This window comes from Mesonia mobilis DSM 19841, from assembly GCF_000423405.1.
GTDB classification, from domain to species: domain Bacteria; phylum Bacteroidota; class Bacteroidia; order Flavobacteriales; family Flavobacteriaceae; genus Mesonia; species Mesonia mobilis.
Genome location: NZ_AUHX01000012.1, coordinates 24,168 through 42,941, shown reverse-complemented (window position 1 = coordinate 42,941; position 18,774 = coordinate 24,168). Strand labels below are relative to the sequence as shown.

Annotated in this window: 20 protein-coding genes; 13 read left to right on the top strand and 7 right to left on the bottom strand. The window is 36.0% G+C overall.

Annotated features, from left to right (window positions below):
* Positions 1–26: 26 nt before the first annotated feature.
* Entirely contained in the window at positions 27–911 is an 885-nt protein-coding gene (locus G551_RS0109875; protein WP_027885432.1) for an AraC family transcriptional regulator, read from the bottom strand.
* Between the two features lie 237 nt (positions 912–1,148).
* Here G551_RS0109875 and G551_RS0109870 point away from each other — a divergent pair, with 237 nt between their 5' ends.
* Positions 1,149–1,718: a T9SS type A sorting domain-containing protein gene (locus G551_RS0109870; RefSeq protein ID WP_169558814.1), complete on the top strand. Its 570-nt coding sequence runs from the start codon at positions 1,149–1,151 to the stop codon at positions 1,716–1,718.
* Between the two features lie 64 nt (positions 1,719–1,782).
* Here G551_RS0109870 and G551_RS0109865 read toward each other — a convergent pair whose 3' ends face one another.
* Positions 1,783–2,376, bottom strand: a complete 594-nt coding sequence (locus tag G551_RS0109865; RefSeq protein WP_027885430.1) for a DUF6134 family protein — start codon at positions 2,374–2,376, stop codon at positions 1,783–1,785.
* A gap of 130 nt (positions 2,377–2,506) precedes the next feature.
* Here G551_RS0109865 and G551_RS0109860 point away from each other — a divergent pair, with 130 nt between their 5' ends.
* The 10 genes from G551_RS0109860 (at position 2,507) to G551_RS0109815 (ending at position 13,890) form a co-directional block, all read left to right on the top strand.
* Positions 2,507–4,897, top strand: a complete 2,391-nt coding sequence (locus tag G551_RS0109860; protein ID WP_027885429.1) for a heavy metal translocating P-type ATPase — start codon at positions 2,507–2,509, stop codon at positions 4,895–4,897.
* A gap of 2 nt (positions 4,898–4,899) precedes the next feature.
* Positions 4,900–5,505: a pyridoxamine 5'-phosphate oxidase gene (gene pdxH, locus G551_RS15645; RefSeq protein WP_051191357.1), complete on the top strand. Its 606-nt coding sequence runs from the start codon at positions 4,900–4,902 to the stop codon at positions 5,503–5,505.
* A 301-nt stretch (positions 5,506–5,806) separates the two neighbouring features.
* The gene (gene ccoS, locus G551_RS0109850) at positions 5,807–6,010 is read left to right on the top strand and encodes a cbb3-type cytochrome oxidase assembly protein CcoS (RefSeq protein WP_027885428.1); all 204 of its coding nucleotides are present in this window, start codon (positions 5,807–5,809) and stop codon (positions 6,008–6,010) included.
* 2 nt (positions 6,011–6,012) lie between these two features.
* Positions 6,013–8,211: a cytochrome-c oxidase, cbb3-type subunit I gene (gene ccoN / locus G551_RS0109845; protein WP_027885427.1), complete on the top strand. Its 2,199-nt coding sequence runs from the start codon at positions 6,013–6,015 to the stop codon at positions 8,209–8,211.
* A gap of 11 nt (positions 8,212–8,222) precedes the next feature.
* Positions 8,223–8,408, top strand: coding sequence for a cytochrome c oxidase subunit IV (locus tag G551_RS0109840; protein ID WP_027885426.1), 186 nt, complete (start codon positions 8,223–8,225; stop codon positions 8,406–8,408).
* Positions 8,405–9,364, top strand: a complete 960-nt coding sequence (locus G551_RS0109835) for a cbb3-type cytochrome c oxidase N-terminal domain-containing protein (RefSeq protein ID WP_027885425.1) — start codon at positions 8,405–8,407, stop codon at positions 9,362–9,364. Before G551_RS0109840 ends, G551_RS0109835 begins: the two co-directional genes overlap by 4 nt.
* A 66-nt stretch (positions 9,365–9,430) precedes the next feature.
* Positions 9,431–10,852 (top strand): cytochrome c oxidase accessory protein CcoG, encoded by a 1,422-nt coding sequence (gene ccoG, locus G551_RS0109830; protein ID WP_027885424.1) that lies wholly within the window; start codon positions 9,431–9,433, stop codon positions 10,850–10,852.
* Between the two features lie 88 nt (positions 10,853–10,940).
* Positions 10,941–11,390, top strand: coding sequence for a FixH family protein (locus G551_RS0109825; protein WP_036243651.1), 450 nt, complete (start codon positions 10,941–10,943; stop codon positions 11,388–11,390).
* A gap of 289 nt (positions 11,391–11,679) precedes the next feature.
* Positions 11,680–12,402, top strand: coding sequence for a sulfite exporter TauE/SafE family protein (locus G551_RS0109820; protein ID WP_027885422.1), 723 nt, complete (start codon positions 11,680–11,682; stop codon positions 12,400–12,402).
* A gap of 219 nt (positions 12,403–12,621) precedes the next feature.
* Positions 12,622–13,890 carry an acetyl-CoA hydrolase/transferase family protein gene (locus tag G551_RS0109815; RefSeq protein ID WP_027885421.1) on the top strand — a complete coding sequence of 423 codons (1,269 nt, stop codon included), beginning with the start codon at positions 12,622–12,624 and terminating at the stop codon, positions 13,888–13,890.
* Positions 13,891–14,137: 247 nt separating this feature from the next.
* On the opposite strand, the gene G551_RS0109810 is transcribed toward G551_RS0109815, so the two are convergent.
* From G551_RS0109810 to G551_RS0109790, 5 genes are read right to left on the bottom strand one after another with little or no spacing between them, the layout of a single operon-like run.
* Positions 14,138–14,863 (bottom strand): Bax inhibitor-1/YccA family protein, encoded by a 726-nt coding sequence (locus tag G551_RS0109810; protein WP_027885420.1) that lies wholly within the window; start codon positions 14,861–14,863, stop codon positions 14,138–14,140.
* 55 nt (positions 14,864–14,918) lie between these two features.
* The gene (locus tag G551_RS0109805; RefSeq protein WP_027885419.1) at positions 14,919–15,560 is read right to left on the bottom strand and encodes a spermidine synthase; all 642 of its coding nucleotides are present in this window, start codon (positions 15,558–15,560) and stop codon (positions 14,919–14,921) included.
* 32 nt (positions 15,561–15,592) lie between these two features.
* A complete protein-coding gene (locus tag G551_RS0109800; RefSeq protein ID WP_027885418.1) occupies positions 15,593–16,975 on the bottom strand; it encodes an alpha/beta hydrolase family protein in 1,383 nt (460 codons plus the stop codon).
* 4 nt (positions 16,976–16,979) lie between these two features.
* Entirely contained in the window at positions 16,980–17,564 is a 585-nt protein-coding gene (locus G551_RS0109795; RefSeq protein WP_027885417.1) for a hypothetical protein, read from the bottom strand.
* Between the two features lie 7 nt (positions 17,565–17,571).
* Positions 17,572–17,835: a DUF2089 family protein gene (locus tag G551_RS0109790; protein ID WP_027885416.1), complete on the bottom strand. Its 264-nt coding sequence runs from the start codon at positions 17,833–17,835 to the stop codon at positions 17,572–17,574.
* A 169-nt stretch (positions 17,836–18,004) separates the two neighbouring features.
* Between G551_RS0109790 and G551_RS0109785 the strand changes: the two genes are divergently transcribed.
* Together G551_RS0109785 and G551_RS0109780 are read left to right on the top strand one after the other, a co-directional pair.
* On the top strand, positions 18,005–18,298 hold the full coding sequence (locus G551_RS0109785) for a hypothetical protein (protein WP_027885415.1): 294 nt from the start codon (positions 18,005–18,007) through the stop codon (positions 18,296–18,298).
* A 6-nt stretch (positions 18,299–18,304) separates the two neighbouring features.
* Positions 18,305–18,688, top strand: a complete 384-nt coding sequence (locus G551_RS0109780) for a group III truncated hemoglobin (protein WP_027885414.1) — start codon at positions 18,305–18,307, stop codon at positions 18,686–18,688.
* The last annotated feature ends 86 nt before the right edge of the window (positions 18,689–18,774 follow it).

Here is an 18,774-nt window from a genome sequence, read left to right as displayed (position 1 = left end):
TCGTTTACGAGGTTTTTTTTATAACTCTAGCTTATACTAAAGTTTAATTCATTTCTGTAAGTAGAAGGAGACTTTCCGGTAAGACTTTTAAATTTTTTGTTGAAGTAGCTGAAGTTATTAAAACCACTTTCAAAACAAACATCGGTAATGCTAATTTGTTTTTCGTGCAATAATTTAGCCGCGTGTGCTAATCGATATTCATTCACGAATTGCACAAAGGTTTTGCCGGTAATTTTTTTAAAATAGCGGCAAAATGCAGGAACCGTCATATTCACCAGTTCTGCGATTTCCTCTAGAGGGATGGGACGTTTAAATTCTTCTTTTACAAAATTAAAAACAGTATTGATGCGGTTATTATCTTCAAGTTTAGTTTCGAGCATAAAACCTTCAGCATTTAAAACCGTATAATTTTTGGCCTCTTCTAAAAGCTTCAAAATCTCCAGCAAGCCCAGAAGTTTATGATAGCTGTCTTCATAACGAAGCCCTTGAATTTTAGCGCCGATCGTTCTTTTATTTTGCCCGTGAAAGACAATTCCCTTTGCAGCACGTTCAAATAAATTTTTAACAGAAGACATTTCTGGAATATCAAAAAAATACTGACCTAAAAAATCTGGCAAAAATTGAATAATCGTTTCCTGTTGTCCTTCTTTCATTTGGTCGGTAAAACCACAATGCGGTAAGTTTGAGCCAATAAGTATAAGGTCTCCATTTCTGTAATGAGAAACGTGACTTCCAATCTGGCGTTTACCGGAACCTCTATTCACGTAAACCAATTCTAACTCGGGATGATAATGCCAGAATTTTTCACTTTTATTCAGGTTATCTTGGTTAAAATGTTTGTAAGAAAAAGAACTCCCAAATAAAGGTTCAACTTTTTCTAAAATTGGCTTAGAATTTTTTTTCGCACTCATATTGTGATTCTCTAAAAAATAGAAGCATTAATTTAAGAAAATAATAAAAATAAAGCACTTCTATTATTATGTCTATAATTAACTATTGAATTAACGTTAAGTGATAGATAAGGGTTAATATAGTACATATTTGTGTATATTCAGTTATAAAATTCTCCTACTTATGCACTTACATTTGTATGTAATAATCAAGTAAATAATTATTAACCATTAAAACTTAAGATTATGCAGAAAACAATGAAGACAATCGTAGTAACATTATTATTAGTTTTAGGATTTAATAATGTACAAGCAGCAAAGAATTTTGATGTAGCTGTTGCTAAAAATCAAATTTTAATGGTAGAGTTGAATGATGCTCAAGAAGGAGATATGTTAACTTTATTAGATGTAGATGGAAAAGTGCTTTTTAAAGAAGAGCAATTAGGCAACAAATTTCAAAAGAGTTTAAGTTTAGAATTATTATCTGAAGGTACTTATTACCTTCACTTAGAAGATGCTAATACAATTTATACTAAAGAGATTGTAAAAGAAAATAGTTCGGTAATTGTTAAAAAAGATTCTCAAATTATTTTTAAGCCAACTTTTAAGCAAGTTAAAAATCAAGTAAAGTTGTCTTTTACTAATCCTAGTGAGGAGAATACGCAAGTTTTTGTTTACAACGCAAAAGGTGAAATTGTTTCTTCTTTAAGAAATAGCGATTTAGTTCTTAAAAAGACTTTTGATTTTTCTGAAGTACCGGCAGGAGATTATATGATTGCAGTACTTACTGATAGCAGAAGTTTTTATAAAAGTGTAAGCACTAAGTAATATAGACTACAACCCCAAATACCAAAACTTAAAAACGTCACAAGCCTACTTTGTGGCGTTTTTTTTATTTGGCTACAATCTTAAAACTTATTAATCCCGCATCTATTTCAGCCTCTACCAATTCTCCATCTTTATATTTGTAAATAGAGGTTTTACCTTTGTGAGAAGTTTTTTCGTAAGTATGTGAATCAACTTTTTTTATCGAATGAAAAGTTCCGTGTTCTTCTGCATAAACTTTATTTATATTTTCAGGTTCTTCAAACATTAAATTTACGGTTCCGTAAGTGATCGATTCGTGAATTCGGTTTTCTTCTTCATCGTCTTCATAAAAAATATAACCCTGACTATTTTTATCAGTATACGTATTGGTTTTTTCTTTTCCGTTGAATAAAATCAAAACATACGCATGCGATAGTTTACTGTTTTCATAAACAACTTTATAGTTGTAATCGACTTCGATCTTCGCGATAATTCGAGTATCAATTTCGGTGCGATTGCTGTAAATTGTTTTAGAACCTACCTGTTCTTTTTTAGCGTAAAGCGTACCGATACTTTTTCCTTTATGAATAATATCGAACACATGTCGTTCTTCTTGTGTAGTTGAAGAAGTAAACGCAAATAAAATCAAAATAGGGAATAGAAGTAAAAGTTTTTTCATGTAACAAGAGCTTAAAGATGTAGAAAGATAACACAAAAATTTAGATAATAAAGTGATCGAAACCTGACAATTATCATTTTTAGAAAGCTATTGCTATTGCAACTTTGTGCATTCAATATTAAGAGAAGAGATGCAACAAACTTGTTTTCATTGTGGGAGCGATTGCGGGAAATCGCCTATTGTGTTTGACGAGAAAAGCTTTTGCTGTCATGGCTGCCAAACTGTTTATGAAATTTTTTCAACGAATAATCTATCCTGTTATTACGATCTTCAATCCTCTCCAGGAGCGATTCCGCAAGAGATTGAAGGCAAATACGATTATCTCGATCATCCTGATATTATTGAAAAATTAGTTGAATTTAATGACGGGATTATCCAGATCGTTAACCTCTACATTCCGCATATGCATTGTAGTTCGTGCATTTGGATTTTAGAGAATTTAAATCAATTGCAAACTGAAATTAAAAGTTCGCAAGTCAACTTTCCGAAGAAAACCGTTCGTATTACTTTTAAAACTGAAAACTTCAACTTAAAAGAAGTCGTCAAACTATTAAGTAGCATTGGTTACGAACCTTACATAAGTTTAAATGATTATGCTGAAGGAAAAAAACAAGTAGACCGCAGCTTGATTTACAAATTAGGCATTGCCGGTTTCGCTTTTGGGAACGTGATGTTTTTATCGTTTCCAGAATATTTTGAAGTTTCAGAATATTGGCTCGAGCAATATAAATACCTGTTTCGCGGTTTGATGTTTGCCTTTTCGTTACCGGTAGTTTTTTATGCCGCGCAAGAGTATTTTATTTCGGCTTATAAAGGTTTGCGCTCCAAAATTCTGAATATTGATGTTCCTATCGCATTGGGGATTTTAGTGCTTTTTTTACGAAGTTCAGCAGAAATTTTTACCGATACGGGAACAGGATTTTTCGATAGCCTAACCGGTTTGGTATTCTTTTTATTATTGGGAAAATTTTTTCAGCAAAAAACCTATTCCTTTTTATCGTTTGAGCGCGATTATAAATCCTATTTTCCGATTGCAGTAACTAAAATTTCTAAGCTGAATGGAGAAACGAAAGAAGAAAATATTCAGGTATATGAAATTAAAGAAGGCGATCGCTTACTCATTAGAAATGCCGAATTGTTGCCGGTCGATAGTATTTTAATTTCCGGGAAAGGGCAAATCGATTACAGCTTTGTAACGGGAGAAAGTGAACCGGTAACCAAATTGAGCGGAGATAAACTTTTTGCCGGCGGAAAGCAATTAGCAGGCGCGATCGAAGTAGAAGCGCTCAAATCTGTTGAGCAAAGTTACCTTACGCAATTGTGGAGTAACGATGTGTTTGCTAAAGATAAAGAACAGGGTTTTGTAGGTATTACCAATGCGATTAGTAAATACTTCACGTGGGCAGTTTTAAGTATTGCTTTAGTGGCGACAAGTTATTGGTTGGTAGCCGATAGCAGTTTGGCGATCAATGTACTTACTTCGGTATTGATCATCGCTTGCCCTTGCGCATTGGCACTATCGACGCCTTTTGCCTTAGGAAATATGTTACGCATTTTTGGTCGACAGAAATTTTACTTGAAAAACGCGAATGTAATTGAAAAGTTAGCTAGAATTGATACGCTAATTTTCGACAAAACAGGAACCATTACGACCAATAAAAAAAGTTCGATTGCTTATGAAGGGATGGCTCTTTCTGAAGAAGAAGAATCTTTGCTGAAAAATACTTTACGTTCTTCAAACCATCCGTTAAGTCGAGCGTTATACGATTTTTTAGCCGAACAGGATATTCAAACCTTAGACGATTTTGAAGAGATCACCGGGAAGGGAATGCACGCCAAAAAAGCTGAAAATTCTATCGATGTGGGTTCAGCTAAATTTGTAGGAAATGAAACTGAAACCGATACATTAGCAACTTCGGTTCACGTGAAAACCAACGATACCTATAAAGGAAAATATATTTTTCATAACCAGTATCGGGAAGGTGTAAAAGATTTGTTTCAGCAGCTAAAAAAAGAGTTTCATTTAATTATTCTTTCGGGCGATAATCAGGGAGAAAAAGCCTACTTGCAACAATTACTTCCGCAAGGAACCGATATGTTGTTCAACCAAAAACCAGAAGATAAACTCAATTATATTCAAACCCTTCAGCAAGAAGGTAAAAATGTGGTGATGATTGGCGACGGACTCAACGATGCCGGAGCTTTAGCGCAAAGTGACGTGGGTATTTCTATTGCAGAAAATGTAAACGTATTTTCTCCCGCTTGCGATGCTATTTTAGAAGCCGGACAGTTTTCAAAAATCAATGCGTTTATTCAGGCAGCAAAACAAACCGTGGGGATCATTAAGGCGAGTTTTACCTTGTCGTTTATCTATAATGTAATTGGTTTATATTTTGCGGTTACGGGGCAGTTATCTCCCATTATTGCTGCTATTTTAATGCCGTTGAGCTCGATAAGTGTATTGGTTTTTGTAACCGTTCTCACCAACTTAAAAGGTCGAAAACTGTTTAAAAAAATGTAAAGATGAGTCAAGAGCATAATCCTTTACAAGAGTTTCAAACCTGGTTTTATGAGGTAGAAAAATCTCAGAAAATAGGAGAAGTAAATGCGATGTTGCTCACGACTATAGGTGAAGATGCTTGCCCAAAAAGCCGAATGGTTTTGCTGAAGCGTTTTATGTGGGAAGGTTTTTTGTTTTTTACCAATTTTAAAAGTGAAAAAGCAAGAGCAATTGCCAGAAACAAACGGGTGAGTTTGCATTTTAATTGGCAGGCTGCAGATCGGGAAATTTATATTCAAGGAAAAGCAGAAAAATTACCTCGATCAATTTCTGAAGCATATTTTGAACAGCGTCCCAGAGGGAGTCAAATTGGCGCTTGGGTTTCTGAACAGAGCAAAGCAATTTCTTCAAGAAGTATTCTAGAAACCAATTTGAAAAGTTTTGAAGAACAATTTCAGCAGCAAAGTATTCCGATGCCGAAACATTGGGGCGGTTATTTAGTAAAACCGGAAGCTTTCGATTTTATACACTATTCTTCGGTCGGTATTCGCAAGACTATTCAGTATCAATTAGAGAAAAATTACAGTTGGAGTAAACACGTTAGGCATTGCTACGATTTATTCTTCTAAGGAAATTCAAAGTGAAATTGAATCCGAAGTTGAAATATAAGATGAATTTGAATTGAAAACTCAATAACTCAATATTGTAAGAGTACTTTTTAACCACTTCTAACTTCCAAATCACTGTTTGCTGTCAACCAATTACTGCCAACTGATCTCTACCATCTACTTACTACCAACTGAACACGAAGTTCTGCCTACTAAAAATCTCCTACCTAATCCCTAAAAACTAATCCCTAATTCCCAAACCTGACAAATGTCATTTTTTAAGAAAGCCTTTGCGTTTACTTTTGAACCATAATAGAGAGTTATGAGTGTTATTTATGTTTTACTAGCCATTAGCATTACCGTTGCCATCGTTTTTTTCGTGGCATTTATCCTTTCGGTAAAAAGCGGTCAATACGATGATGTTTATACACCATCGGTACGTATGCTTTTTGAAGACGAGCTGGTAAAAGATCCCAATACCAAGAAAAACCATAAACAAGTATTAACTAAAGACAAACAATCATAAAAATGGAAATGGATCAGTTTTATTACGACAATAAGATCGTAAAAAAATTCTTGTACGCTACGATTTTTTGGGGAATCGTAGGGATGTCTGTAGGGCTTCTCTTAGCGTTTATGTTTTTATTTCCCAATCTAACCGATGGGATTTCGTGGCTAAGTTTTGGTCGTTTACGGCCGTTACATACCAATGCCGTAATTTTTGCCTTTGTAGGTAACGCCATCTTTGCCGGAGTATATTACTCTTTGCAACGTTTACTTAAAACCAGAATGGCCAGCGATGCTTTAAGTAATTTTAACTTCTGGGGTTGGCAATTAATCATTGTAGCGGCAGCGATCACCCTTCCGTTAGGTTATACTTCTTCTAAAGAATATGCCGAATTAGAATGGCCAATCGATATCGCGATTGCTTTAGTTTGGGTAGCCTTTGGTGTGAATATGATCTGGACGATCTTCAAAAGAAGACAGCGTCATTTATATGTAGCCATTTGGTTTTACTTAGCAACTTTCGTAACCGTAGCGGTACTTCATATTTTTAATAATATTGAATTGCCAGTAAGTGCTTTAAAAAGTTATTCAGTTTATGCAGGTGTGCAAGATGCTTTGGTGCAATGGTGGTACGGGCATAACGCGGTGGCATTTTTCTTAACCACGCCGTTTTTAGGTTTAATGTACTATTTTGTACCAAAAGCCGCTAATCGTCCGGTATATTCTTATCGTTTATCAATCGTTCACTTCTGGTCGTTAATCTTTATTTACATCTGGGCAGGACCTCACCATTTATTATATTCAGCTTTACCAGATTGGGCGCAAAACTTAGGAGTTGCTTTTTCTGTAATGCTTATCGCTCCATCTTGGGGTGGGATGATCAACGGATTATTAACTCTTCGCGGTGCTTGGGATAAAGTAAGAACAGATCCTGTTTTAAAATTTATGGTGGTAGCGATTACCGGTTACGGGATGGCAACATTCGAAGGGCCAATGTTATCACTTAAAAATATCAACGCTGTTGCTCACTTTAGCGACTGGGTAATTGCGCACGTTCACGTAGGAGCTTTAGCTTGGAATGGTTTCTTAACCTTCGGAATGGTGTATTGGTTAGTACCAAAATTGGTGAAAAAAGACTTATGGTCAACCAAATTGGCTAATGTTCATTTCTGGATAGGAACTTTAGGAATCATTATGTACGCATTACCAATGTATGTGGCAGGATTCACACAAGCTTCGATGTGGAAACAATTTAACCCTGACGGAAGTTTAGTGTACGGTAACTTCTTAGAAACCGTTCAAGAAATTATTCCAATGTATTGGATGCGTGCTATCGGTGGTAGTTTATACATTCTAGGAGCTATTGTGATGCTTTATAATATTGTGAAAACTATCAAAGCAGGAAGCACGGTAACTGATGAATTGGCTGAAGCAGCTCCACTACCAAAAGTAACTCACAAACGTGTAGCTGGTGAAGGTTACCACACTTGGTTAGAAAGAAGACCGGTAAAATTAACCATCTACGCAACGATCGCAATTTTAATTGGTGGTGCGGTTCAAATCATACCAACGTTAATGATCGATTCTAACATTCCAACCATTACCAGTGTAAAACCTTACACGCCATTAGAATTAGAAGGTAGAGATTTATACATCAGAGAAAGTTGTGTGTCTTGTCACTCACAAATGATTCGACCTTTTAGAAGTGAAGTAGAACGTTATGGTGAATATTCTAAAGCAGGAGAATATGTGTACGACCATCCATTTTTATGGGGAAGTAAACGTACAGGACCCGATTTATTTAGAGTAGGAGGAAAGTATTCAGACAACTGGCACTTTAATCACTTCTATGATCCGCAAACCACTTCCTCAGGTTCAATTATGCCAAGTTATAAATGGTTGATTAAAAATGAACACGATCGTTCACAAACCGAAGATAAAATGCGAGCAATGGTCACTTTAGGAGTTCCTTATACCGAAGAAGAAATTGCCAACGCACAACAATGGATGGAAGAGCAGGCTGCTCAAATTGAACAAAACCTGTACTCGGATCCCGATTTTGCTGAAAGTTATGAAGCCGATAAAAAGTTTGCGAAAGAAAACGGACTCGATTTCGTAGAGATGAAAGATCGTGAAGTGATCGCACTTATCGCCTACATTCAACGATTAGGAACCGATATTAAAATAAAAGACGCTAACCAAGAAGTAAGTTCAAACTAAAACCAAAAACCATGTTGAAGTTTATAAAAGGACATATGGAAACCATCGATGGGGTAGAAGTTTACCCAATGATTTCCTTACTCATATTTTTCATCTTTTTCGTAGCTTTATTCTGGTGGGTTTTCACTGCCAAAAAAGATTACATCAAAGAAGTAAGTAACATTCCGTTAGATACCAAAAAAGATTCAGCCTTATGAAAAGTTTAGCTTCATACCTTCGCGTATTCCTGTTCTTAGTAATTGGGTACTTATTAATCGAATATACGGTAGATGTGCCAGAAGGTTCTGTTTTTACGACGTATCCGTTAGCTTGGTTAGTTCTAGGGATTGCCGGTTTATTTGCGATCGCAATAGAACTTTCTGTGGCAGCATTGCAAAATGTACTTTTTAGGTCTTTAGATGAAGAAGCCAAAGCGAGATACTTAGCAGCCGAAAAAGAAAGCAATGCCAAACGTTATGCTTGGTTCAGAAAAACGTATAACAAATTAGTAGATCGAAAACCTATCGAGCAGGAAGGTGAGATTATCCTCGACCATAACTACGATGGCATTAAAGAGTTAGATAATAACCTTCCGCCGTGGTGGATCTATAGCTTCTATGCCACTATAATTTTTGCGGTAATTTACTTAGCACGTTACCATATTTTTCAAGACTACAATCAAATTGAAGAATATGAAGCTGAAGTAGTGGAAGCTAAAATTGCAATTGCTGAATACAAAAAAACGGCTAAAAATTTAGTCGATGTGAATACGGTTGAATTATTAACCGATGAAGCCGATTTAATTGCGGGGAACAACATTTATCAAACCAATTGTGCCGCTTGTCATAAAGCCGATGGAGGCGGAGGAATTGGCCCTAACCTAACCGATAAATATTGGATTTTAGGCGGCGGAATCAAGAATGTATTTAGAACCGTAACCGAAGGAGGTCGTTCCGGTAAAGGAATGGTGCCTTGGGAAGGAACTTTAAAACCGGTCGAACGAGCACAAGTTGCCAGCTATGTGATTTCGCTTCAAGGAACAACACCTGCAGAACCAAAAGAACCCCAAGGAGAACTTTGGGTTGAAGAAGGTGAAGCTCCGGAAGCCGATGAGGTCGAACGCGCAGAAAACACCACCTCTGTCGATACGATTCAAGTAACCGATGAAATTTAGATAATAATTCCCGGACTCGTTCCGGGATATTTTCTTCTTAAAACAATAACTTAACACCTCAATAACGTGGAAACTCCAGAAAACGAAAAATTTAGAGATTCTATAGGAACCATCAATCAAGAAGGTAAACGTTCTTGGGTTTTTCCTAAAAAACCTAACGGAAAGTTCTACAAATACAGAACTTGGGTAAGTTATGGGTTATTGTTGTTTCTATTTGCTGCACCATTTGTAAAAATTAATGGCAATCAATTTTTACTTTTCAATATAATGGAGCGTCGTTTCAATATTTTCGGATTTCCGTTTTGGCCACAAGATTTTCACCTGTTCGTGATTTCGATGATCATCGGTGTGGTATTTATCATTCTGTTTACCGTTGCTTTTGGTCGAATTTTCTGCGGGTGGATTTGTCCACAAACCATTTTTTTAGAAATGGTGTTCCGTAGAATTGAATATTGGATCGAAGGTGATCGTGGTAAGCAAATTCGACTAGCCAAACAAGCTTGGAATGCAGAGAAAATTAGAAAACGAGTTGTAAAATGGTTCATTTTTTTCATCATTAGTTTCTTGATAGCCAATATTTTTCTGGCTTATTTAATTGGTAGTGACGAACTCATTAGATATATAACCGAAGGCCCCGGTGCTCACACAAGCACACTCATCTCTCTTCTTATATTTACCGGGGTCTTCTATTTTATTTTCGCCTGGTTTAGAGAGCAGGTATGTATTATTGCTTGTCCTTACGGTCGTTTACAAGGCGTTTTATTAGATAAAAAATCGATTGTTGTTGCTTACGATTATAAACGTGGTGAAAAAGAAGAAGGAAGAGCAAAATTCAGAAAAAACGAAAATCGTGCTGCTACCGGAAAAGGAGATTGTATCGATTGTTCACAATGCGTGCAAGTTTGCCCAACTGGGATCGATATTAGAAACGGTACACAACTCGAATGTGTAAATTGTACGGCTTGTATCGATGCTTGTGATGCAATGATGGAAAAAGTAGATCTTCCAAAAGGTTTAATTCGATATGCGAGTGAAGAGAATATAGCTGAAAAGAAAAAATTTACTTTTAATCCAAGATTGAAAGCATACACAGCAGTTTTAGTGATTTTAATCGGCGTTTTAACCGGAATGCTTTTTCTGCGAAACGATGTTGAAGCAACGGTCTTACGTTTACCGGGACAATTGTACGAGAAGAAAGATAACAATGTAATTCGAAATGTGTACACTTTCAAACTCGTGAACAAAACGGTAGAACCTATTGAAGATGTTCATTTTAAATTGATTTCGCATAGCGGAAAAATTGAATTGGTCACCCACGAAAATTTTGAAGTTCCTAAACAAGGATTATCAGAAGGAACGCTGTTTATCGATATCAATCAAGCTGCTTTAGAAAGCGATAAAGAACGACTGAAAATAGGGGTGTACAGTGGCGAAAAACTTATAGAAACAACCAAAGCCGCATTTTTGGGTCCGCGTAGTTTTAGGTAGAATGCGTCATTCCGTGCTTGACACGGAATCTCATCCTGAATTAAAAAAATGCAATAGAATCAAAGAAAACAAAAAAAAATAAATCAAAATGAAAAAATTAAATTGGGGCGTAGGCATCGTGATTACCATCGCTTGTTTTATAGGCTTTATCATGTTTTTTGTGATAAAAATGAGTACCGATAAAAAGTACGACCACGATTTGGTGACCGAAGAATATTACAAACAAGAATTAGCCTATCAAGATCAAATCGATGCGCAGCAAAATTCAGCGCGTTTAGCTAAAAATATTCAAGTTGAAATTACTGCTGAAGGAATCCAGATTATGTTTCCTTCAGAAAAAAAAGACATTAAAGGAGAAGTAAGTTTATACCGACCTTCAAACAAAAAGTTAGATCTAGAAATTCCTATTAGTTTAGAAAATCAGCAAATGATAATTCCTGCTGAAAAATTAGTGGAAGGGAAATATAAGCTTTCCATCAACTGGAAATCTAACGAAACCACTTATTTGTATAAAAAAGATTTACAGATCAGAAATTAGATATTTCGTTTCATTGCAGACTTGATCCGGAATCATATTCTAAACAAAAGATCTGGGCAATGAGACCCTGAATCGAGTTCAGGGTGACGATACTCGAAATAATTTATAAAACACGTTCATAAATTAATGAACACGTCACCTCGAGCGGAGTCGAGAGGTTTTTTAGCTATTGTAAAGTTTCAAGATCTCGACTCCGTTAGATCTGACAATGAAGATGAGCGTCATTCCAGACTTGATCTGGAATCTCATCGGAGTAAGTATTTTTTAGGTTTTAATCATAAATAGAATTATGCTTTATTCAGCTTTCATATTAGGATTATTAGGAAGTTTTCACTGTGTGGGAATGTGCGGTCCTATTGCATTTATGCTTCCGCTGGATCGTAAGAGCAAATTCAAAAAAATACTACAATTAAGCCTTTACCATTTAGGCAGATTATTCACTTATAGCTTTATTGGGTTGCTATTTGGGGTTTTAGGTAAAGGCTTATTTTTGTTTGGTATTCAGCAAAAAATATCGATCGCTATCGGTGTTTTAATGATCTTGGTCGTGGTTATTCCGCATCAAACTTTTAATAAATACAATTTCTCCAGGCCCATTTTTAAATTGATCTCTAAAGTAAAATCTGCTTTAGGAAAAGAGTTACAAAAGAAAACTCCCGACACGTTTTTAACCATCGGTTTTCTTAATGGGTTTTTACCTTGTGGTTTATTGTATATGGCTATTTTCGGTTCGTTTGCTTATGAAAGTATCCCGATGAGTTTACTCTATATGTTGCTGTTTGGTTTAGGTACTATCCCATTAATGACCACGATGGTTTTGGCGGGTAATTTTTTAAGTAATTCGTTTCGACAAAAAATACAAAAAGCGATTCCCGTTTTTGTGGTGATCGTAGGTTTACTGTTTGTGTTACGTGGTTTAGGTTTAGGTATTCCTTATGTTTCTCCTAAAGCCATTTATACCACCGAAAAAGTTTCTTCTCAAATCGATTGTCATTCTCCGCGCAAGGGATAGTAGCCCTTCGACTTTCGCTCAGGATAAACTTATTCTTTTTTTGTCATGCTGAGCTTGTCGAAGTAAAGCAAAAAAAGATATAGCGAATAGCCCGACCCTTGGGTTGCGCCCAATCAAGAATAACAAAAAATTTTCTTTTTCTTGAAGTATGCGAAATGTCATATTTTAAACGGTGTTGAGGTCATAGTTTTGCATGAGAAATTAAAAACCAGAAGAGTTATGTTACCATTTATTTCAGCCGAAGAAGCTGTCGCAAATGTACAATCGGGAAATCGTGTATTTTTTCAGGGAGCGGCAATGACGCCAAAAGTGATTATTAAAGCTTTATGCGAACGTTACCAAGAATTATCTAATATAGAATTGGTGCAAATGCACACCGAAGGCGATGCCTTATATGCGCAAGAACCTTACAATAAAAGTTTTCACGTAAATAGTTGTTTTGTAGGCGGTAATGTGCGCCGAACCGTAAATTCTGAACACGGTGATTATATTCCTATATTTTTAAGTGAAATGCATTTGTTGTTTAAGCGTGGTATTTTGCCTTTAGATGTAGCGTTTATTCAGGTTTCGCCGCCAGATAAACACGGTTATTGCTCGTTAGGAACCTCGATAGATGTGACGATCACGGCCATACAATGTGCTAAAAAGGTAATCGCACAAGTGAATCCGAAAGTGCCAAGAACGCACGGTGACGGAATTATTCATGTGAGTAAAATTGATGCGGCTGTTGAAGTAAATGAACCAATTCACGAAGTATTTACCGTTGAACCTTCTGAAGTTGAAAAACAAATTGGTTATCACGTGGCGCAATTGGTGGAAGATGGCGCGACTTTACAAATGGGAATCGGCGGAATACCTAATGTGGTCTTGAATAATTTACACAACCATAAAGGTTTGGGAATACATACCGAAATGTTTTCTGACGGAGTTTTGCCACTTATTGAAAAAGGAATTATTACCGGAGAAAATAAATTGGTAAAAAACGGAAAGATCGTGACTTGCTTTGCGATTGGTTCGCCTAAATTATATGAATTTTTAGATGATAATCCGTTAGTGCATTTTAAAGAAGCAGCTTATACCAACGATACTTCGATTATTCGAAGAAACCCAAAAGTTACGGCGATTAATAGCGCGATAGAAATTGATTTAACCGGACAAGTTTGTGCCGATACGATCGGGAAAATGCAATATTCGGGAGTTGGCGGACAAATGGACTTTATTCGCGGAGCTTCTCTTTCTGAAGGCGGTAAAGCGATTATCGCGATGCCTTCGGCTACGGCGAAAGGAATTTCGAAGATCGTTCCGTTTTTAAAAGAAGGAGCCGGCGTTACCACTACACGTGCACACGTACATTATATCGCTACTGAAAATGGTGTGGTTAATTTATACGGAAAGAGTTTAAAACAGCGCGCAAAAGCTTTAATTTCAATAGCTCATCCCGATCATCAGGAGAGTTTAGAAAAAGCGATGTACGAACGTTTTAAATAAAATGAAGGTCACCTTGAGCGGAGTCGAAAGGTGTTTAATTTACCTAAGATTTAATAGGTGTTGAATTCTCGACTCCGCTCGAACTGACCAATCAAACATAAAAAAATCCCTAGCTTAAAAACTAGGGATTTTTTGTTAATGTTTTTCGTCATTCCGGACTTGATCCGGAATCTCATCTGGATGAGTAGAAGAGTTTGATGTGATTCTGAAATAAATTCAGAATGACGAAAAGTTATATTTTAAAAACTTATCTTCTATTTCCTAAAATACGTAGTAAGAATAAGAAAAGGTTGATAAAGTCTAAGTATAAAGTCAACGCTCCAATAATAGAAAGTTTTTGACCTGTTTCTGAGTTTTCGTTTCCTTCAACAGCAATTCTTTTTAGTTTTTGCGTGTCCCAAGCAGTCAACCCTACAAAAATAAGAACTCCGGCATAAGTTACGATCCAATACAGCATTTCATTCTGAAAGAATAAATTTACGATCGAAGCGATCACCAAGCCAATAAGCGCCATAAAACATAGGTTTCCTATTTTGGTTAGATCTTGTTTGGTAAAATAACCGTAAGCGCTCATTGCAGCAAAAGTGGCAGCGGTTACAAAAAAGGTTGAAGCGATCGATCCTGCCGTATAAGCCAAAAAGATAAACGATAAAGTTAATCCGTTAAAAGAGGCGTAAGCAATAAATAATGCAATTGCGGTACTTGCCGACATATTTTTAATGGCTGAAGTTAAGTAAGCTACTAAAGCAAATTCACCAATAATAAGTCCGAAGAAAATAATTTTATTTCCTAAAACGGCATTGAGAAGTGATGGAGTAGAAGCAGTTACAATTGCCACCAATCCTGTAATTACAAGCGCTAACGTCATCCAACTGTACACTTTGGTAATAAAGCCGGCTTGCGCTTTTTTAATTTCGTCTTGCGTTAATGATGGAGCTTCGTAAGTAGAAGCTTCAGAAAAATTCGAGTTCATATATGAATAATTTTATGTAAAAATAAATTTTTTGAAATATATGAAAAGGGCTTTGCTAAATTTTATTTCCTAAGAGTAAGGTATTGGTTCCTTTTACGTGTTCAATTTTTTCAAATGAAATGGTTGACTTTATTTTTTGCTGAAGTTGGTTAATTTTTACCTGTTGATTTTCACCAATACCAGCGTTAAAAATTACAGTGGCTTTGGGTTGAAGTAATCGCGCAAGATCTTGCCAGAATTCAACTTGGTAGAATTGTTCAGGAACGTGAATGTCGATAAATAGATCTACAATTACGGTATCGAATTTTTGATCATTTTGTTTAACGAATTTTTCAGCATCTTCACAAATTACTGCTAAAGGTTGGTATTGCTGAATGTTGAATTCTTTTTTAGCGATCTCGATCACTTTTGAGTCGAGTTCGACGGCAGTGATCTTTCCGTAGAAATTAAATTTTTTCCGCAGTAATTGTAAAACGCTTCCGCCACCTAAACCTAAAACTAGAGTGTGACCACCACGATCGGCTTGCGTTTTTTGCAAAGCCAGATCTAAAATTTGATGCAACGCTCCGTAAGAATAATTAGCATTTTTAGTATCTAAAACTTTTTTACCGTTTAACCAAGTAACTTCTAGTTCTCCGCTAAAGTCAGATTTTATTTTTTTGGTTAATGGCCAAAGGTAGCTAAAGGCTTTTTTCAAGATCACAGGTTTAAAACCGCAAAGTTACGTTTCTATTTGGTTTCTGCTTTGATCCAGTTAGTGATATCTTCTAAAACTTGGCGATTGATGGTTTCTTCAATTTCTTTATATTCTGAAACGCTTCCGGTTACTGCAGTTTGAAAAAGATGATTGAGCTTTGGGTAAGCGATAATGGTAATTTCTTCTCCAGATTTTTCAACACTTTCTTTAATGGCCGCCAAATTTTCTTTTGCCGGTACTTGCGAGTCTTTTTCTCCGTTTAACGCCAACACTTCGCAATTCACCTGTTCTAGATAAGTTTTAGGATCTAGGCGAATAAAAGTTTTCATCCATTCGGTGTTGGTTTGATCAACAATTTGGTTGAGTTGGTCTTCAGAAATTAGATTTCCCCAGTGTTTTGCAAAAACCTGTTTCGTTTGGATTTTTGTCTCTTCTTTATTTAAGGTAGTGTCTAAAACCACATCGTAAACTTCTTGAAAAACTTGCATGCGCTGTAGCGTCATCATTGGGTTGATGCCCATTAATTCTTCTTGTTTTTGACGCTGAAGATTTAAAAGTGTACTTCCTTGTAAACCCGGTGCTGCCATTAAAACGATAAAATCTAATTTGGTTTTTTTGGTGAGCGCCGGAGCTATAAAACCACCTTCACTATGACCAATGGCACCGATTTTTTGCTTGTTGATTTCTTTTCGGTTTTTTAAAAATTCAACAGCAGCTTTCGCATCATCTATAAAATCATAGGTAGTAGCCTTAGCAAAATCTCCTTCTGAAGCTGCAGTACCGCGATCGTCGTAACGTAAAACAGCAATTCCGTTGCGAGTAAGATGATCTGCTAATACTTTAAAAGGTTGATGGTTGAACAATTCTTCATTTCTATTTTGGGGTCCGCTACCCGAAATTAAGATCACCGCTGGAAATTTGCCTTTTCCTTCAGGAATACTAAGCGTTCCTGCTAAATTGATCTTTGCTTTCGGATTGTAAAAAGTGACTTCTTCTTCCAAATAAGGAAAAGGAGCTTTTGGAGTTTGTGGTCGATTAGGTTTTGCTGCTGAAGTTTCATTTTCTTCCGCAGTAATTTTTTCAAGATTTAGCGGAATGCTAAAACCACGTTGATTAAAGGTTCCTTCTAAATGCGTTTCATCAACTAGCGTAGCTTCATATTTTAGTTGAGCTGCTTTTTGAGTAAGGGTGAGTGTATTGTTTTCAAAGGTTACTTCATCGATCGGAATGCCGTAAGCGTTTTGGTTCGGGCTATCCATTGTTGCTTTATAAGCATCTTCTGTTTTTTCGATATGAAAAATGGTAGGTAAACTCATCCCTTGAAATTCTAAGTTTCCTTGCCAATCACCTTCAAGGCTTTGTGAGAAAACTAGATTCGAAATGAATAATAAGAGCGCAGGTAAAATTTTTTCCATGAGATTAAGCAATAAAGTAAATAATGAGTTTTGAAATAACTTCGGCCAGAATCACAGCGATCACAAATAAACCAATAGGTAAAGCACCTTTTGCGTTGGTGGCGACTTGATAGCCTTTATACAGTAAATACATGTAATAAATAAGCAATAGGAGGAAAGCAAAAGCAAAAATGAGGATCGCCGTAATATCGAGAGGATTAATTTGTAAAGCCTCCGGTTGCTGAGTGGCAAGCCCTAACATTCGCTCAGATAAATCTGCCATATAGCCATTTATGTTCGCTAAACTAATGAGGTAATAAGGCAATCTGGCTATAAGCGACGCGTTTAAAATATCGATCAATCGTGTTTTAGAATTTACAATTTTACCGGCGATAAATATAAACAGCGTAATGCTAAAAATATTGATCAAGTTATCGAGCAGTGGTTCGTAAAGTTTTATACTTTTTACGAAATGCACATCCAATACTCCGTCAAATCGTGCGTGAAGAACAAAACCGAGCAACGATGCAGCGATAGTGCCTAAGAGACCAATAGTTAAAAGTCTTTTTTCAGAATAAAAATTAAAAGCTTGAAATAATATTTTTTTCATCTTCTGTTTACTTTGCGTTTAATTGTTCAATAATATCATCGAGCATATTTCTTACGGTAGGATAACTTTTGCCTAATTGAGTAGCCATTTTTTTTAAGCTTCCGCCAGATAATACAAACGCCAAAATAAATTCTTGATCTTCTACAGAAAGTTGCATTAAAGCCGGAAGTCCGTAAATACCAGAAATTTTAGTTTCGCAGTTTCCGCAAGAAAGTTCACTCACTTCTAGCGTGTGTTGACAGCTGGGACATTTAACAGGAAGTTGAGCCATTTTTTGATAAAATTGAATTTAATATTGAATAAAATTAAAACAAAAATAAATAAAATTAAAATTAATGTAGATTTATTTGATGTTTGATGATTTTTTAAACCTGACCGATATCATTTTTTAAGCCGTGCTTCAGCAGTAATTTTACCCTATAATTTTAAAACAAAAGAAGATGTCTGTGTATCAAAAAGTTTACGGTGAGTTTAAAGAAATGTATTATGGTAGTGCTGCAATTGGTATCATTGCCTCTAGTTGTTTAGGAGCTATCGCAGCGATGTTTATTTTAATGACCGGTCACGGCGTGTGGCAAATGTTACAATTGTTTTTAGTGGTCATGATCAGTATGGGTTACAATACTGCGGTCTTAGCATGTTTACCGGCTAAACAAGTATTAAATTCGCTAATAGGAAGTGTATCTGTAAATTTATTATTTATTTTGTACTACGGAATTTTGATGATGCTTTAACAGCTTATGAAAGAATTAGAAAATAGAGCCGATGTAGAATTACTTGTACATCGGTTTTACGATAAAGTAAGAGCCAATCCCGAGATTGGCTCTTTTTTTAATGATACGATTACCGATTGGGATCACCACCTAGAGAAGTTGAGTGATTTTTGGGAAAGTAATTTATTTTATGCCGGCAAATATCGCGGCAGACCCGGTCGAGCGCATATTATGGTCGATTATAATTTTAACCATCAAATTGAAGCCAAACATTTTGGTGTCTGGCTGAATCTTTGGGTAAATACCTTAGATGAATATTTTGAAGGTGAAGTAGCCGAACGCGCTAAGTTTAATGCTAGAAATATGGCGACTAATTTTCAGATGAAAATTTTTATGGCAAGGCCGAAGTAGTTTCAAGTTCATTTTTAAAAGTGTTTGAAAAAAAGGAAACACCCTTCAGTTTAATTAAAAACTTCAGGGTGTTCACCAACCTACTA

What these genes read in the sequence shown, in the direction of transcription:
- G551_RS0109795 (WP_027885417.1), bottom strand. Translation starts at nt 17,564, where the DNA reads ATGAAAAAAATATTATTTCAAGCTTTTAATTTTTATTCTGAAAAAAGA.
- G551_RS0109825 (WP_036243651.1), top strand. Translation starts at nt 10,941, where the DNA reads ATGAAAAAATTAAATTGGGGCGTAGGCATCGTGATTACCATCGCTTGT.
- G551_RS0109865 (WP_027885430.1), bottom strand. Translation starts at nt 2,376, where the DNA reads ATGAAAAAACTTTTACTTCTATTCCCTATTTTGATTTTATTTGCGTTT.
- G551_RS0109870 (WP_169558814.1), top strand. Translation starts at nt 1,149, where the DNA reads ATGAAGACAATCGTAGTAACATTATTATTAGTTTTAGGATTTAATAAT.
- G551_RS0109790 (WP_027885416.1), bottom strand. Translation starts at nt 17,835, where the DNA reads ATGGCTCAACTTCCTGTTAAATGTCCCAGCTGTCAACACACGCTAGAA.
- G551_RS0109780 (WP_027885414.1), top strand. Translation starts at nt 18,305, where the DNA reads ATGAAAGAATTAGAAAATAGAGCCGATGTAGAATTACTTGTACATCGG.
- G551_RS0109860 (WP_027885429.1), top strand. Translation starts at nt 2,507, where the DNA reads ATGCAACAAACTTGTTTTCATTGTGGGAGCGATTGCGGGAAATCGCCT.
- G551_RS0109835 (WP_027885425.1), top strand. Translation starts at nt 8,405, where the DNA reads ATGAAAAGTTTAGCTTCATACCTTCGCGTATTCCTGTTCTTAGTAATT.
- G551_RS0109785 (WP_027885415.1), top strand. Translation starts at nt 18,005, where the DNA reads ATGTCTGTGTATCAAAAAGTTTACGGTGAGTTTAAAGAAATGTATTAT.
- G551_RS0109820 (WP_027885422.1), top strand. Translation starts at nt 11,680, where the DNA reads ATGCTTTATTCAGCTTTCATATTAGGATTATTAGGAAGTTTTCACTGT.
- G551_RS0109875 (WP_027885432.1), bottom strand. Translation starts at nt 911, where the DNA reads ATGAGTGCGAAAAAAAATTCTAAGCCAATTTTAGAAAAAGTTGAACCT.
- G551_RS0109840 (WP_027885426.1), top strand. Translation starts at nt 8,223, where the DNA reads ATGTTGAAGTTTATAAAAGGACATATGGAAACCATCGATGGGGTAGAA.
- ccoS (WP_027885428.1), top strand. Translation starts at nt 5,807, where the DNA reads ATGAGTGTTATTTATGTTTTACTAGCCATTAGCATTACCGTTGCCATC.
- pdxH (WP_051191357.1), top strand. Translation starts at nt 4,900, where the DNA reads ATGAGTCAAGAGCATAATCCTTTACAAGAGTTTCAAACCTGGTTTTAT.
- G551_RS0109810 (WP_027885420.1), bottom strand. Translation starts at nt 14,863, where the DNA reads ATGAACTCGAATTTTTCTGAAGCTTCTACTTACGAAGCTCCATCATTA.
- G551_RS0109815 (WP_027885421.1), top strand. Translation starts at nt 12,622, where the DNA reads ATGTTACCATTTATTTCAGCCGAAGAAGCTGTCGCAAATGTACAATCG.
- ccoN (WP_027885427.1), top strand. Translation starts at nt 6,013, where the DNA reads ATGGAAATGGATCAGTTTTATTACGACAATAAGATCGTAAAAAAATTC.
- G551_RS0109800 (WP_027885418.1), bottom strand. Translation starts at nt 16,975, where the DNA reads ATGGAAAAAATTTTACCTGCGCTCTTATTATTCATTTCGAATCTAGTT.